This is a genomic window from Paraeggerthella hongkongensis (genome assembly GCF_003726035.1).
GTDB classification, from domain to species: domain Bacteria; phylum Actinomycetota; class Coriobacteriia; order Coriobacteriales; family Eggerthellaceae; genus Paraeggerthella; species Paraeggerthella hongkongensis.
This window is the reverse complement of sequence record NZ_QICD01000006.1, coordinates 18,862-34,502: the sequence shown is the minus strand read 5'-3', so window position 1 is coordinate 34,502 and position 15,641 is coordinate 18,862. Positions and strand designations below refer to the sequence as shown.

Below are 15,641 nucleotides of genomic sequence, written 5' to 3'. Positions count from 1 at the left end.
ATTGCCGGCATCCATGTAAAGGAGACACATCCATGAGCTACGTCCATACCTTCAGCTGCAGGCTGAGCGACGACGACAGGCGAAGGCTCGCCGAACAGGCTGGCCGACTCGAACTCAAGTCGTCGGAATACCTGCGCTACCTCATCCGCATACCCCTCGCCGACAAGGACTCAGCCTCTTCCGCCAGGTGTGTCGTGATCGACGCCGATGCCATGGTGGCCATGGCGCGGGAGCTCACGAAGTGGGGCTATCACTACAACCAGGCGGTCCATTCAATGAATACTATCTCGCTCTTCATCAAGAGAGGCAGGCTTGAAGCCGACTACTTTTCGCGAACGATCGGCGAGATAAACGAAAGCCTTCGCGAAGTTGAAAGCGGACGGCTGGAGCTGGCGTCGCGCCTTGCCGAGATGGAGCGAAGCGTGCTGGTAGGTGACGAGTGATGCCAATCATCAAGCCGATATCCGGCCACACCAACACGCAGCGTATCGCGAGCTATCTCGAAAAGGACGGACGAGCCCTGGCGCGCGACTTCTTCAACCTCTCCTGGGATGAACGCGAGATGGAAGGCTACGACCCTGACCTGAAGGGCGACGTGCGCTGGGCGGACGAGATGGACCGGACGCGCGAGGCCTTCGGCAACGACCAGCCACACGGCGGCAGGCCCGCCCGCACCTTCAAGCACTACGTCATCTCGCCCGACCCGAAGGACGACATCGGGCTGGAAGAGCTTCAGAAACTCGCCCGCGTATGGGTCGAGCAGAACTTCGGCGACTACCAGGTCGCGATAATCTACCATGACGATAACGAGCACGGCATTCCCCACGCCCACGTCGTGGTGAACAACACCAACCTCGCGACCGGCCTTCGCCTGCAGGACCCCTTCCCGCGCGAACTCAACCACGACCTGCAGGACATCGCGATGAAGCAGGGACTCGCGTTCCTCTCCGACGACGATCCTGAGGCCGACGGCTTCGTCAGGCTCGCGCAGAAGGATGCGGAAAGCGCCGTGCCAGTCCGGACGCGCCAGGACGTATTCCTGAGCCGGGCGGAGCGCCGCGTGCTCGAATCGGGCGAGTATTCCTGGGTGAACGATATCCGCTCCCGAGTGTCCATGGCGAAATCCCTCGCGAGGAACGAGGCGGAGTTTCGGCAGATTCTGGACATGCTCGACGTTGACGTGCGCGACAACTCCGCGAAAGCCAAGAGGGCCGACTGGATCTACTCGCTGAGGGACCAGCAGACGCTCCGGGTCGGTGGTGAACTCCTTGGCTACACGTACGGCAAGGAAGCCCTGCAGTCGCGCTTCGCCCGCAAGAACGTCGCACGCCCGGGCGAAGACGTCTCCAAGGACTGCATGCGCATCGCCATGCACGCCACGCAGATCAACGACCTCGCGGAGCTCCATTCGCTCGCATGCGCGCTTGAAACCACCAGCCGCTTCGGGATAACCGCGATGGCGGACTTCGAGGTCAGGATAGAGAGCGCCGAGCGGAAGGTGGCGTTCCAAAAGACACCGGCAGAGCTGCAGAAGTTGCAGCAGACGATCCGACAGCTAGAAGAGGCGCGCGACTTCATGGGCGAGAAAAAGCTGCTGCCGCAGCAGCGCTCGAAACCAGCAAAGAAGAAGCTAAACGCAGCCCAGAAGGCGGCGGTGGCCAAGCGGGACAAACAGGCAAAAACGGCCTCGTCCGATTCTCGGGGCCGCAGCCGACGGGACATACAGCAGAACCGCGACCAGAGGCATAGGTAAGGAGCGAGTCATGAACGTTCAGATCTTCTACGACAACGGGCGGGTGGACGAGTTCGACGTCGAGCACTTCACCCTGCCGCAGCCCTTCGACGGCAACAACATGCTCACGAACTTCGAGGTGCGATTCGACAACCTGGACACCGAAAGCCTGTGGCTCCAGGCGCACTTCTACGACATTCGGCCTGAATACCGCCAGGATGCGAAGCCGGAGAGCACGCCCGTCGCCCGCAGAATGCGCGGCTGGCGCTTCCTCCTAGTGGACAAGAGCGAGATAGGACATGTGGCCAGGATAGTGGTGAACAACGAGTCCGTCGCCTGGAGGCAGGGAGAGTCGCTCATCAACGGGATACGCTTCAACGCAGCGATGCTCGCCTGTTACACCGACGAGACGGCGGCCTCCAACAACCGCAAGGCCATCGTTCTACATGACTATCTGGCGAATGCCGACCCGCTGCTCGCCGCGGACGAAGACGAGCTCTGCGCACGCTTTGGATACACACGCGATGCCTACGAGCAGGCGCTTATGGCGGAAGGCTGTCAGCCGGTTGATGAAGCAGATTCTGGTCACGCCGCCCGGAAAGAGGCGGAGGAGGCCTCTTCAGGCTGGCTCGATGACTTAGGAGAAGACGAGGAGGGATAACGATGAGGTTAGTGTTCGGATTCTTCAGATGGCTTTTCAAGGCCGTGTTCCGCATGTTCATGTAAGGAGACAGAAAATGAAACCCAAGAGATTCATCGATGCGCTTATTAATGCCGCTTCAGGCAGGCAAATAATGCTCATAGCTTTGTTTTGCATCCTTGCCGCGATAACCGTGGCATGCTGTCTGTGTGGCTGCTTGCCGACACCGGACTCCGGCGATGAGGCGAGCGCGCAGACTGCGCCGCAATCCAACGCCGCCGCGTCCGACAGCCCGAATGACGCTTCGATAGGCGACGGCGTGTCGACATCCTCCGAAGCGAAAGATGCCGAGGCCGTCGCTGCGAATTCCCCGACATCGTCGGATGCTTCTTCGCAGAGCCCCGCAGATACCGAGCAGGGGCAATCCGGCAGCAGTTCGAATCAGGCAGAGGCTGTTTCTTCCGGAACGGGCCAGACGTCTGGTGGAAGCAGCGCGAACGCCGACGTGACCGCATCGGTGCCTGAAAAGGTCTGGGTCGTCGATTACGAACAGATCTGGGTCGAAGACGCAGGTGCCTGGGACGAGCAGACGCCGGTCTACGGCTACGTGGAGAAGTCGGTCTGCAACATCTGCGGAGCCGAGATCACAGGAAACGAGACAGCCCACGGCAAGGCCCACATGCTCGCCGGAGGAGGCAGCGGCCATCATACCGAAGTCTCCCAGGTGATCACCGGATACTCCACCACGCACCATGATGCCGTCTGCCACTACGAGACAGTCGAAAACGGCGGTCATTGGGAATGACTGGCGCTGTAGTGTCAAAAGTAGTTCATATACGCTATACTTTTGGCATGGCGAAAACAGACGACATATATGAAGCGGTCGACGACTTCGGTCTGATCACCTCTGCCGAAGCAAAGGCCCTGGGTGTGTCGAACGCGGAGTTGGTTCAACTGGCGCGCCGGGGAAAACTCGAGCGTGTCGCGCGTGGCGTCTACCGCATGCCGGTATGGCCCTACCAGGAAGCTGCGCCTTACGCCTTGGCGGTGAAAACCGTCGGGGCCGGTGCTTACCTGTACGGTGAATCCGTCGCAGCGCTGTTGAACCTGATACCGACCGATCCATCCCGCATCACGGTGGCAACACCGATCAGGGTCAGAAAGACTCTTGTGGGTAACGTAAGGATCGTAAGCCGGAAAACCGACAACGTGGTCCGATACGAAGGCGTTCCCTCTCAGTTCGTTGGAGACGCTTTGACCTCCGCGTCCAAATCCATAGGATCCGATCGTGTTCTGCAGGCGGCAAACGAGGCATTGAGCCTGGGCTACATCACCGGGCGGGAGCTAAGCATAATCAAAAAGGAGCTTGAGGCATGACAAAACGTCCGAACAGCATGCGCCATCTAGATGACGCCATTCGCAGGGTGTGCGACGGCTCGGGGAACGACTACGTCAAGCTGCGCACGGTTATGGCGAATGCGATCGTTGCGCAGATGCTTCCGGACGGGGTCATCAAAGGCGGAAGCGCCATAAAGATGCGCTACGGCGATACCGCTACCCGCTTCACGACGGATCTCGATACGGCAACAACGACAGATCCCGATACCTACGTTGAACAGCTTGCCTCTTCCCTGCGGGTCGGCTGGGAAGGTTTCACTGGAATTGTTTCTCCGAGGAATCCCGCTCACCCAGAAGGGGTGCCTGTCGAATACGTCATGAAGCCATACGACGTGAAACTGTCCTACATGGGCAAACCGTGGTGCACCGTCCCTCTCGAAGTGGGACACAACGAAATCGGGGATGCCGATGTCGCCGACTGGGTAGAATTGGAAGACGCGACACGCCTTTTCGGGTCAATAGGATTCCCCGAGCTTGGCAAGGTCCCGCTCATGCCGCTTACGTATCAGATCGCTCAGAAGATTCACGCTGTTTCCGGCGGAGGAGACCGCGCTAGGGATTTAGTCGACTTGCAGCTGATCATGGCTCACGAAGCAGTCAACCTTGATGATGTGAAAGCCATCTGCATCCGTTTGTTCAGCTATAGAAGAAAGCAGTCATGGCCGCCCGTCGTCGAGAAGGGAGTCGGCTGGGATTCCATCTACGACGCACAGGCGGAACCTTTTTCCGTGCAACCGAACGCAGACGAGGCAATCAATTGGGTGAACGGTCTCATCGTTCAGATAGACCGAGCATAAAACCTTATACCAAGCGCTTTGAGCGACGACCTTTATACATTCGAAAACACCCCGGAAGAATTCTAGGAAAACTCCGGGGTGTTATTTATTCGACTTACTTTTTAGGTCAAACCATAATGCTCTTCTCTTCTAGAAGCTTCACTGCTTACCTTGCACAGAGCGTAGGTGAGCATCGTCAGGAAACCGGATGCGAAGCCTGACATCCAGAGAAGGACATTCACTCTTCGCCACCCCCTTCTCCTTCATCCTCGTCCTTTTCCTTATGCCCGCGATGCTTTGCGAGCGCCACCGTTGCGGCAGCGCATCCGAGAGCGCCGAACAAGGCGACGATGGGCAGCGGCGGCAGGTCGTCGCCCGTCTTTGGCAGGCTTTCGCCAGAATCGGGCATCGACTTGTCCTTCATCTCGACCTTCTGCACGTCTCCGGTCTCCTCCACGGTGAAGGCGACGTCTTCGGCCACTTCGTATCCGTCGGGCGCGCTCGTCTCACGCAGCGTGTAGTCTCCGGATTCGAGGCCGTTGATGCGATGGACCTCGTCGGTGGTGTCCCATTCCGCGACGGTCTTGCCGTCCTTGTCCAGGATGGCCAGATGCGCGCCGGGAAGCTCTTCTCCCGTCGCGATGTCGGTCTTGGAGATGTCGATCTTGGTGTAGTCGTCCTTCATCACAACGCTCTGTACCTCGCCGGTCTCCTTCACTTCGAAAGGCACGGAGGTTGTCAGCAGATAGCCCTCGGGTGCGATGGTCTCGGTCAGCGTGTAGCTGCCCGGCGCGATTCCGATGACGCGATGAGCCTCTTCAGTCGACACCCATTCCTCCACGAGGACGCCGTCCTCGTCAGTGATGGCAAGCGTCGCGCCGGGAAGCTCGGCTCCGCTCGTCAGGTCGGTCTTGGTTACGTCGAACAACGTAGGCGTGTTCTCGAAGGTCAGCGCCAGCGTACTGGCGAACTGCGAACCTTCTGTGGCAAGCCCGATGAAGCCCTGGTCGTTGACCTCAAAGGCGATGGGCTCGGAATCTTCGGGCGTGTAATAGCCCTCCGGCGCCTCCGTCTCCTCAATCAGATACGACCCATGAGGCAGATACGACACGTCGGCGGTGCCGTCGGAGCCCGTGATGACGTCGGTCTCATAGAGAACCGAGAAGCCCTGGTCGATGCCGTCGACCACGGCATCGTCTGACACCTGCCAGATATGGAACGTGGCTCCGGCGAGCTTCTTGTCGGCGTCCGTTCCATCCACCTTGAGAAGCTCTATGGTCGTGGGCGCGTCGACGGCATCAAAAGATTCGACCACGATCGGCACGAGCTGCCCCTGACTTTCGATGGACACGTGGTGCTCGCTCGTGTCGAGCGCCCAGTCTTCGGGGCTCTTGGTCTCATAGATCACGTAGTTTCCCAGATAGAGGTCTTCGACGGAGGCCTTGCCCTCTGCATCCGTGGTCACGTAGCCGACAATCTGGCCGTCCTCGAAGCGAATCGTCCCGTCGCCGGTCACGACGTTCCCCTCGGCCTTTATGCAGTACTCCGCCCCCTCCACGGGAAGCTCGCTTTCGCCATCGGTCTTCAGGATCTGGATCTCGGCGCGGATAGGCGCATCAGCGTAGGTGACGGTGATGGGGTCGTCCCAGGTACGGTACTCGTCAACAGTGAACTTTATGTCCTCACCACCGAGAACGTAGCCTTCCGGAGACTCGACTTCATGGAGGCGATAGGTCCCCTCATCGAGTTTCATCGGTAGCGTGCACTTGCCTGAGGAGAGCGTAGTCCAGGTGTCCACCACCTCGCCCGCATAGCGGTCGTTGTAGGTGACGAGCTCACCGTCAGCATCGAAGAGCTGGAAGCTGCAGGGCAGCGGAATAGCCTTGCCGGTGGTCGAGTCCACCTTCTGGATGACGATAGGGGTCTGCGGGATGTGGTTTACCACGATCTGCACGGGCTTGTACTGTCCCTCCGTGCTCACGGTAATGGCCCAATCGTCCACGCCTATGAGCGTGATGCCGTATTCAGTCTTCACGCGTTGCGCGACGTCGTCGGGGATCACCTCGTGGACGGTGTAGTCGCCGTATGCGAGCGCGCCCGTCCACCCTTGGGGATGGTGGTCCTTCGTGGTGGCGAAGCCGTCCTCGTCGGTCGTGATGGTGCAGACGACGCCGCCCTTCTCGACGAGCTCTCCGCTGTCGGGAGAGACGACCGCCCCGTCGTTGTCGTTGATTATCTGGAATTGGATGCCCTCTATCGCGATACGCGTGAGTTCCTGGTCCTCCTCGTCGTTGTTCGTCGAGACTTCCTTGACGAGCCGGTAGTCGCCGCGCTCGACGGTGTCAGCCGAGACGGGCGAGTTATAGGTGTAGACGTTCTCACCGACGGCACCCTCGTCGGTGATGCGCACGAGGAACGTCTTGGGGTCGTTGTGGTCGCCGTCGTCGAGGTTGTATCCGACGGGCGCCTTGGTCTCGGTGATGAGGACCGTGCCGATGGGCAGGCATGCCGTGGTGCCGTTGGTCTGGCGGTACAGGTCAGGGCCGGATACCTTGAACTCGTCTGCGTAATAGGCGAATCCATCCTCGTCGCTGACAAACACCCATGTGTCATGTGCTTGCCCGGAGGCGCGGGCGGCTGCGACGCTTGCATAGTCACCGTCGAAGTACTCGACGGTGAACTCCGCCCCCTTGAGCGATGCCGCGCTCTGGGGCCTGTTGGCGTTGGTGGTCGCGTCGACCTTGCCGACGAGCATGCCGACCGGATCGGAGAACGGGATGTCGTATACCGTTCCGCCGTTCACAGCGCTGACCTTGTTGCTCCTGACCGTGACGGGATAGGCCGTATCGTCTGTCCACATTCCGGTAGACGCGCTGATCTCCTTGACGTAATAGTCGCCGACGGCTATCTCGTCTGCCCGCGCGTATCCGGCGGCATCCGTCGTCATGCGGGCGACCTCGCTGGTGCACGCGGCATCCGAGTAGATTCCATAGACCGCGCCCTGCGTGGAATAGCAGGCGTTTCCATCGCTCACGGACGGGTTGGCGGAGAGCTTGGTCAGTTCCACCGAGCCGTTGGGGATGTACTTGAACGAGAGGACGATCTGGGTCCCCGCACCGGTGAAGAGTTCGAAGGCGGAGAAGTTGGAAGGCCCCTCGCCCGCGCGTCTGCACATCTGCCGCCCGGTGGCGTTCTCGTTGATTTCCGAGCCGTCCTCGCCGAAGCCTATCACGTTATAACGGGCCCAGTCCTTGAAGTCCTGGCTGCAGCCGTAGAGCGCGTAATCGCCGTTGCTGGAGAACGTGTCGGACACGATGATATGGGTGAGCGCCGCGTAGCGGGCGTCGGTCATCTCGCTGCCGTCGTACCAGGTATCCGGGAACATGCCCGCGTCGAAGCCCGGGCTGCCGTATCCGAACCACAGGTCGGCGATTGTCTCGTCGCTGCGCCCGCTCGGCGCGTCGATGCCTCCCTTCTGATAGCTTCCCGAACCTGGCGTCGCAGCCGACGGGTTGCCGCAGTAGGCCATGGATCCGTCTGCCAACATCCAGTTCGTGGAGTAGCCCGCGTAGTAGATCGAGCCGCCTACCTCTAGCTCCGATGACTCCGAGGCGTATGCGCGATTGAAGACGGATGGCAGGACCACCGACCCGAGGGCGGACAGCACAAGCATGCACGCCATGAGCGCGCGCAGCACCCTGCCGCCGCTTTTCCTTATCATCGTCTGCATTCTCAGGCCCTCGCGTTCTCTCGGGAACGGGCGGCGTCGCCCCGGGCGCCCAGTGCCTGCGAGCCGTCGCGCGCTTCGGCGACCTTGCTGCCCAGATCCTGCCGTCCCTTATCCTTGGAATCCTTGGCGTGCTCTGCCAGGTATTCGCTTCGCTGACGCTCCACGGCTTCCTTGATTTCCTGGGGCATCACTTTCACGGTGTCCTTCTCGGGCTTTCCGCTCTCGTCGAGCACGGGCTGCCCGTCGGCGTCCAGGATGGTGCGCTTGAGCCATACTTCCCTGTCCGCCAGAAGGGGTATGTCGCGGAAGTTCTCCCCGCGGTACTTGGATTCGTTCGCGAACAGCGGACTGAACTGGTAGCTTCCCACGTCGATGCTGTCGATGACAGTGCCCTTCGGCAGCGTCACCTGGTTGAAGGTCTTCGTCTCGCCCGTGACCTTGTCCTCATACTCGATGTCGGTGCGCACGAAGTTCTTGTGCAGGGTCAGGTAGACGTTCTTCTTCTCTGTCATTGTCTTTCTCCTTATACATTGGCGATGGCGGGGCGTTGTGGAAGTGCCCCCTGTCCTTTGCGCTCTCGCTCATCCCATCGCATCACCCCTTTCCGCTATCCGCCGACGATGTCGCGTGCCCAGCTGCCGCTTTTGACGAGCGACAGGATGAGCAGTATGCACATGGCGAGGTACTGTAGCGCGTAGCTGAGGCCGCCGGCGATCGAGTCGATTGGCGTGCCCGTCCCCGTGTTCGCCGCATTGAGACCGCCCAGTACTATGGGAAACGCGATGAGCAGAACCAGGATGATGATCCCGGCGAGGCACACCGCCACGAAGTTCTTGATGTAGCCGATGCCGATCTGGCGCGTGTCCTCGGTTCCCATGAGCGCGAGCGGGATGGGCGAGAACGCCGCCATGAGGTAAAGTTGGATGGCGCGCGCCCAGCTGACGACGAGCGCGACGATGTAGGCGACGAGCACCACGAGCCAGCTGATGAGGGCCACGATGAGCATGGCAACGAGCGCGGCCAAGTCGTTGTCGGTGGTGACGATCGACACGGTGGAAAGGTCCATCGCGCCTCCGGTGCCGAACATGTCGATGACGCGCTCGATGGCAAGCTTGGTCACCGAGTACACCGACGCCATGAGGTCGAAGCTGTTCTGTATGAGGAACAGGAACACGGCGAAGAACACCAGCAGGAACACGACCTCCTTCACGCCGGGAAGACTTGCGTTGCCATCCATTCTCTGCGATATCTGTATGAGCTTGATGGTGAACACGAAGGAGAGCACGCCGCAGCCTATGGGCAGGATGGCGACCTCCCACACGCCGCGCGCAAGCGAGTACATGGTCGTCTCACCGGCGGTCCCGAGCATGGAGTCGAAGCTCGCTGCCAGCACCCCGTTGTAGCCGATCGATTTGAGAATGTTGACCTGGTTGGTGAAGATCCAGTTGCAGCAGTCCCGCAGTACCCCGCAGAGCCACTTGTTGATGTCGTCGGCGATGGACGCGAAGGCGAGGTCGGGAAAGAGCATGAACGATGAGAGCAGGAGGAACGTCGCGGCGAACGCGAACGCGAAGCGCCTCTTTCCCATGGCGGGGCATATGGTCTCGGAAGTCATGGCCACCGCCTATCCCATGACCGTGAAGGAGTTCGCGGCGCGGTCGTAGGAGACCGTGAGCATGGTCGACGCCGCGTCGTCGCACGTGAAGTTCGACGTTACGCTCCCGTCCGCGTAGCTCACCACGAGCTCGCGCGTCCACGTGGCCTTGGTGGCCGAGGGGACGTGTGCACGGGCGTAGGTCGCGATGGCTTCTTGGAGGGCGTCGGTGGTGCCCCCGAGCAGCTCGCGGTACTCGTCGTTGACTCCGACGACCTGAATCGCCGCAGCGGTCGGGCTGCCCTGGACGTAGGTTGTTGCGATCTGGAAGTCGTCGGATGACACGCTCCAGGTGCCGTCCGCTGCCTGCCTGAGCATGACGAGGGATTCCTTGAACGTGCCGTCCGTCCTGTCGAGCGCGAGCAGGACTTCGGTCTGCGAGGGGTTCTGCGTGATTGACTTCACGTCGAAGGCCGACATGTCGCTTCGCGTCCCGTCGGATTCGATGTAGCGCGCGTCCTTGAACGTGACGGTCGCGCCCGATGCGTTCGTCCAGACGCTTCCCTTGAGGATGTCCATGGGGCTTACTGCCTCGACCGCGTTCTCGTCTGAGCCCGTTTGCTCCTCGTCCGAACTTCCCTCTTCCTGCGCCTGCGTCGCTGGGACAGTTTGTCCCACCTGGCTATCGCCTTCCGAAAGGGAGCAGCGCACGATAGTCGAAGCCGCCAGTATGACGACGGCGCCGATGGCCAGCACGAGGATGATCCTGTTCTTCCTGTTCATGGTTTTTGCCTTTCTCATCGGTACCTGACGGCGCAGGTGAAATAGTCGATTCCGGTCGCTATCTTGCAGACGTCGCCCGTCTGGGGTTCGTGGATGTAGCTGTCGCCTCCCAGATAGATCGCGACATGTCCCATCCGCCACAGGATGTCGCCGGGCTGCGCCTCGGACAAAAGGATCGTCGTGCCGCCCGCTTTCTGGTCCTCGCTCTGGCGTGGGATCGCGATCCCGGCCTGCGCATAGCAGTACTGGGTCAGCCCCGAGCAATCGAGTCCCACCCCCGGCGTCGTCCCGCCCCAGACGTAGGGCACCCCGAGCTGACTTTCCGCAGCGGCGACTATCGCATCGGAGCTCTCGCCGAGCGCCTCGAACTGGGCCACGCTCATGCCGTCGAAGCGGTAGAGGTTGTAGGTCTGCATGGCAGTCTTGAGGCTTTCCACATACGAGGAACTTGTGGCGTATCCCGCATCTTTGAGCCCTTCGGCCATCTTGTCCGAGTCGCAAGAGGCCATCGCCTCCTGGATGAGCGCGTTTTGCGAATAGCGCGTGTTCTGGAGGAACACCCTGCTGCGGAACACGATGCAGTCCCTGCACGACTTGAAGCTGGTGAACTCGGCCATGATGGTGAAGCTTCGGCCATCGACCTCCTCGCCGGTCTGCCAGCTGGAGTGTCCGCTCACTTCCGCGGCGAGCCCGTAGCTTTGCGCCCACTTGATGCCGAAGAGGTTGTTGTCCTGCGTGGCCAGCCCTGACAAGTGGTCGCCCTGGCCGGACTCGCAGATGATCTGCGCTAGCGTGCATCCCGCCGGGTGGCCGTAGACCTCCTGGCATTCGAGCGCGGTGATCACTATCTCCCTCGTGATGTAGGGTGGAAGCCCGGCCACAGCCTGCTTCGTCGACTCGTTCTCCCAGAAGCCGAAGAGAGCGCTCACCAGCTGGGAGACGAGCATCATCGCGAGCACGAAGACGATGATGCCTGCGATGACGCCGGATAGAGGGGCCAGCGCGGAAGATGCGAAGGCCGCGAACGTCTTCGTTCCCGCCCCCTTGGCCGCCGCCTGCGCTCCGGCCTGGGCCGCCTTCTCCTGCGCCGCGTGCGCGCGGATCCACGTGCGTCTCGACTGCATGGAGTCCTTCTTCTCCTTCGCGGTCGACGCCGTACCTTTTCTGCCGCCCTTCTTCGACGACTGCGCCCCCGCCGTCTTGGCGGAACCTTTCCTCGCGGTGACGTTGCGCGCTGGCTTCGGGTTCTTGGCGACCTTCGACCTTCTGGCAAGGTTTCGCGCATCGGATACATACGCGTACGCCTCCTGCGTGCCCTGCGTCTCGTCGGCCTCGTCCATCTCTCCTGCGGCGAGCGCCGCGATCTTGCTCCTCATGTTGGCATGCGACTGCAGGGCGGTACCGGTCTGGCGGGAGACGTTTCCCGCCGCCTGGTCGCCCGCGTCGGAAGACTCCTGGCCGCCTGCACGTGAGATGACACGCCCGAGCACGTCGCGCACCGATCTGCTACCGGACGACGCACCTTTCTTCTCGGCATCTGCGACGGCGTCGGCCTTCCTCACGAGCCCCGCGCTCACGGCATCCGTACGACCGGTCCTCGCGACCGAAGGCGCGCCGCCTTCGGTCTGCGTGAGCTTCTCGGCCTTCGCGATGTCGGTATGTCTGGCCAGATCCCCCATGCGGTCCTAGCCCTCGTCGCCGGAATCGCCGAAGGATAACTTGGCGGCGCGCTTGATCTGGGCGATCTCCTCGGGCTTGGTGTTGAACAGGTCGTAGAGCCTGCCCTTGGGGAAGTCATCCTTGATGGGGATGCGAGCGCCACCGGCGATGAGCATTCCTTCGCCGGGCTTTATCGACTCGTCTATGTAGGCCTCTTCCTGCGCGCTGAAGTCAAGCAGCTTCGCCCACGACTGGCGGTCGAGAGGGGACTGCTTGTGCAGCAGCAGGAAGTCCGAGTTCAGCACCATGTTGCGCGCCTCCTCGTGTTCGAGCATGTAGATCGAGTTCTGCGTGATGCCCGTGCAGATGAGGTTGAACTTACGGCCTTCGGCCCAGAACTTTGAGAAGTAGCTGATGATCGCCGGATGACTGAACAGGCTCTGCACCTCGTCTATGTAGAGCCAGGTGGTGACGCCGCGCTCGAAGTTGAAGTACATGCGGTTGCGTACCGCCTCAAGGGCGGTGAGCATGCCGAACACGCGCATGTTGGAGTTGAGGTCCTTGAAGTCGACGTTGGTGATGCGGTTGTCAAACGTGACGTTGGAGGGATTGTTGAAGAACGACAGCGCTCCCTTGACGTATCGCTCGTAGCGAAGCGCGATGTCGCGCGCCTCGGCCTCGGGCTGATCGCACATGATGTCGTAGAAGTCGCCGAGCGTCGGCACGCGCGATTCCTTCGCGCCGCGCCCGTACGCAAGTTCGACGCAGCGGCTGATGATGGACTTGTCGGCCTCCGGAAGCCCCTGACTGCCTTCGGCCATGGTGGCGGATGACAGCGCGAGAATGGCCTCGATCTTGAAGGCCATCTGGCTCGCGTTGGCCATGTCCGACACGTCCGAGAGGTCGAATGGGTTCATGAACGTCACCGAGTCGGGCGCGAAGCGTATACGGATCCCGCCCGCAGGCTCGACCACCGGCGAGTATTCTCCCGCAGGATCGAACACTATCACCTCATCATCCGGATAGGCCAGGATGGTGTTCTCTATCTCGCGCTTGACCGAAAACGACTTGCCCGAACCCGGCTTGCCGCTCACGAAGCCCATGGGGCTCGCGAGCAGCTTGCGATTGCAGACGACGAGATTTCCCGACTGCTTGGACTGCCCCACGTAGCCGCCGCCGGGCTGGTTGAGCTCCTGGGACGCGAAGGGCATCTGTATGGCCACTTGGGCGGTCGTGAACATGCGCGACATCTCGACGTGGTTGTGACCGAGAGGCAGGACGGAGTTGAGGCCCTGGCGCTGCCGGTAGTTCAGGGTGTCGAGGTCTATCGAGTTGCGCCGTGCCGTGCTCATAACCTGGAGCACCTGCTCGTCGAGCTCTTCGAGCGTGGGTGCATAGGTGTAGACCAGCCCGGTGAACACGAAGAGGCGCTGGTTCTTGTTCTGGAGGTGGTCGAGAAGGTCTTCGGCCTCCTCCTTGGAGTACTTGAGCTCGGATGGCAGGATCTGGAAGTCGTAGCCCTTCTTCACCGCCGTCATCTGCTCGTCGATGACCTCTTTGTCCATCCAGGCCAGACGCTGCTTCACGAACGCCACGGCCTTGGCTTTGTCCATGGCCTGCACGTGCAGCGTCACGTTCAAGGGCAGCGCGAGGTCGATGATGTCTGCGAGCGCGCGGTCGGAAAGCTCGCTTCCGAACCGACGAAACCCGAGCACCTGCCCGTACGTCCCGTCGCTCTTGAAGCAGTCGTTTCGCCCATCGGACTTGAAGTCGAGCACGTCGGGTGCGACGAAGTCCTTGGTGCGAAGCCCGCTCCTCTTCGATATCTCGCCGTAGAAGGGATAGGTCTTGGCATGGCCGGGACGCAGCTGGGAGTGGAGGACGGAGAGCCGCTCCTCGCCGTCGATGGCCACCGCATCGCTTTTGATGCGCGCGAGCGTCTGCATGCAGTCGCTCTTCATGCGCGCAAGCTTCGGGACCGCTGCGTCGACGTTGAGAGCGCCGACCGCGAACGTGAGGTAGCGCTCGCGGGTGAGGTTGGACACCCCCTCGCGCATCTTGTCGTTCAGTATCCGGTTGTATTCGTCAACGTACTCGTCGCATTTCGGGTCCCGGTGCTCGAAGAACACCTTGTGGCCAATCTCCTCTGCCGGTATGGGCGTGTTGACGACGGACAGCTGCACGCTCGTCTCCGCCCCGAAGTAGTCGAACAGCTGGCAGTAGGTTGAGAAGATGGCCTGCTGGTTCTCCTCGCGCGCGGACTGGTAGCTGATGTCTGAGAAGCGCAGGGTCTGGGAGAAGAGCCCCTCCTCGACCTGAGCGATCCCGTCTCTGTACATGGCGTCGTAGCCTATGTAGCGGTAGACGTCCTTGGCGGCGAATCGCGCGTGCCTCTTGGCCTGCGTCTGGGTCGAGAGCTCCTTCTCCTGGGCCTTGAGTCTCTTCGCGACGTTGGATGTCCCGCGTGCGTGCGCGTCCTTCCTCGCAGTCTTGAGTCTCTTCTTCTCTTCCTTTCGCCCTCGCTTCTGTTCGCGCTCAGTGCTCTTTGCTCGGCTCATAGGCTTCCGCCCCCCGTCGTTTCGCGCGGCGGCGGGACGCGCGGTCCGCCTTCTCCGCAAAGGTCTCTGCAGGTTTCGGTTCGAGCAGGTTCACGCTCGGGACGTAGAGCATCCGGTCGTCGGTGAAGGTGTGCTGGAACCATAGGGGGATGAACGCTTCGAGCTTCATGCCGCTCGGACGCCAGAATCCGGCGAGCCAGAACGGCATCGAGCACGCCATGACGGGCATGGTCGCGTTGGAGACTTCTATACGCAAGACGAAGTAGGTGAATGACGCCGCGCCCACGGCTGCGGCGAGTCCTCCGACGACGCAGACGAGCGTCCTGAAGGAGAGCTTTCCCACGACCTTCTCGGTGTATTCCCCGATGTCCTTGTGGATGGATACGCTCAGCATCGTCGCCACCGTCCTTAGGCGGGAAGCCAGGACGTGTCGAGCATCCCGAAGTAGACTGCTGCAGCGATGATGATGGCGCCGCCCGCGATGGTGGAGATCGCGCTCGCGATCTGGCTGCCGCCTTGCTGCTCGCGGATGGCGAGGCCTAGGGAGACGGCGCCCCATACGACGAGGAATCCTCCGAGGAAGGTTACGCACCCCGATACCAGGGTGATGATGTTAGCAAGCATGTCTTGTTCCTTTACATTGTTTCGCGGCCTTGAGTGGAAGTGGCCGCTGCTCTGCCATGGTAGAATCCGTTTGGAGCGTGAGCTCCTTTACATTGGCGGTGGCGGCTCTCGGGTGCTTGTGTGGAAGCAATCGCCCGACGTAGGGTG

General features: G+C 61.2%; 14 protein-coding genes. 6 read left to right on the top strand and 8 right to left on the bottom strand.

The annotated features are described in order from the left end of the window. Window positions 1-32: 32 nt before the first annotated feature. The 6 genes from DMP08_RS04750 (at window position 33) to DMP08_RS04725 (ending at window position 4,567) form a co-directional block, all read left to right on the top strand. Window positions 33-443: a CopG family transcriptional regulator gene (locus DMP08_RS04750; RefSeq protein ID WP_123191827.1), complete on the top strand. Its 411-nt coding sequence runs from the start codon at window positions 33-35 to the stop codon at window positions 441-443. Continuing rightward, entirely contained in the window at window positions 443-1,753 is a 1,311-nt protein-coding gene (locus tag DMP08_RS04745; RefSeq protein ID WP_123191826.1) for a relaxase/mobilization nuclease domain-containing protein, read from the top strand. The genes DMP08_RS04750 and DMP08_RS04745 overlap by 1 nt, the downstream gene beginning before the upstream one ends. A 10-nt stretch (window positions 1,754-1,763) precedes the next feature. Further along, window positions 1,764-2,393: a hypothetical protein gene (locus tag DMP08_RS04740; RefSeq protein ID WP_123191825.1), complete on the top strand. Its 630-nt coding sequence runs from the start codon at window positions 1,764-1,766 to the stop codon at window positions 2,391-2,393. Between the two features lie 76 nt (window positions 2,394-2,469). Then, the gene (locus DMP08_RS04735) at window positions 2,470-3,177 is read left to right on the top strand and encodes a hypothetical protein (protein WP_123191824.1); all 708 of its coding nucleotides are present in this window, start codon (window positions 2,470-2,472) and stop codon (window positions 3,175-3,177) included. A 47-nt stretch (window positions 3,178-3,224) separates the two neighbouring features. After that, window positions 3,225-3,749 (top strand): type IV toxin-antitoxin system AbiEi family antitoxin domain-containing protein, encoded by a 525-nt coding sequence (locus DMP08_RS04730; protein ID WP_123191823.1) that lies wholly within the window; start codon window positions 3,225-3,227, stop codon window positions 3,747-3,749. After that, window positions 3,746-4,567, top strand: a complete 822-nt coding sequence (locus tag DMP08_RS04725; protein ID WP_123191822.1) for a nucleotidyl transferase AbiEii/AbiGii toxin family protein — start codon at window positions 3,746-3,748, stop codon at window positions 4,565-4,567. The genes DMP08_RS04730 and DMP08_RS04725 overlap by 4 nt, the downstream gene beginning before the upstream one ends. Before the next feature lie 217 nt (window positions 4,568-4,784). On the opposite strand, the gene DMP08_RS04720 is transcribed toward DMP08_RS04725, so the two are convergent. The 8 genes from DMP08_RS04720 to DMP08_RS04685 all read right to left on the bottom strand — a co-directional run bounded on the left by DMP08_RS04720 (window position 4,785) and on the right by DMP08_RS04685 (window position 15,494). After that, window positions 4,785-8,276 (bottom strand): SpaA isopeptide-forming pilin-related protein, encoded by a 3,492-nt coding sequence (locus DMP08_RS04720; RefSeq protein ID WP_123191821.1) that lies wholly within the window; start codon window positions 8,274-8,276, stop codon window positions 4,785-4,787. Window positions 8,277-8,278: 2 nt separating this feature from the next. Next, the gene (locus tag DMP08_RS04715) at window positions 8,279-8,788 is read right to left on the bottom strand and encodes a DNA gyrase (RefSeq protein ID WP_123191820.1); all 510 of its coding nucleotides are present in this window, start codon (window positions 8,786-8,788) and stop codon (window positions 8,279-8,281) included. A gap of 95 nt (window positions 8,789-8,883) precedes the next feature. After that, entirely contained in the window at window positions 8,884-9,891 is a 1,008-nt protein-coding gene (locus DMP08_RS04710; protein WP_170158404.1) for a VirB6/TrbL-like conjugal transfer protein, CD1112 family, read from the bottom strand. A gap of 9 nt (window positions 9,892-9,900) precedes the next feature. Further along, window positions 9,901-10,653: a hypothetical protein gene (locus tag DMP08_RS04705; protein WP_123191819.1), complete on the bottom strand. Its 753-nt coding sequence runs from the start codon at window positions 10,651-10,653 to the stop codon at window positions 9,901-9,903. A gap of 14 nt (window positions 10,654-10,667) precedes the next feature. Further along, on the bottom strand, window positions 10,668-12,332 hold the full coding sequence (locus DMP08_RS04700; RefSeq protein ID WP_123191818.1) for a C40 family peptidase: 1,665 nt from the start codon (window positions 12,330-12,332) through the stop codon (window positions 10,668-10,670). 6 nt (window positions 12,333-12,338) lie between these two features. Beyond that, a complete protein-coding gene (locus tag DMP08_RS04695) occupies window positions 12,339-14,870 on the bottom strand; it encodes a VirB4-like conjugal transfer ATPase, CD1110 family (protein ID WP_475733603.1) in 2,532 nt (843 codons plus the stop codon). Then, a complete protein-coding gene (locus DMP08_RS04690) occupies window positions 14,848-15,264 on the bottom strand; it encodes a PrgI family protein (RefSeq protein WP_123191817.1) in 417 nt (138 codons plus the stop codon). The genes DMP08_RS04695 and DMP08_RS04690 overlap by 23 nt, the downstream gene beginning before the upstream one ends. A 14-nt stretch (window positions 15,265-15,278) precedes the next feature. After that, window positions 15,279-15,494, bottom strand: coding sequence for a hypothetical protein (locus DMP08_RS04685; RefSeq protein WP_086414237.1), 216 nt, complete (start codon window positions 15,492-15,494; stop codon window positions 15,279-15,281). Window positions 15,495-15,641: the final 147 nt, after the last annotated feature.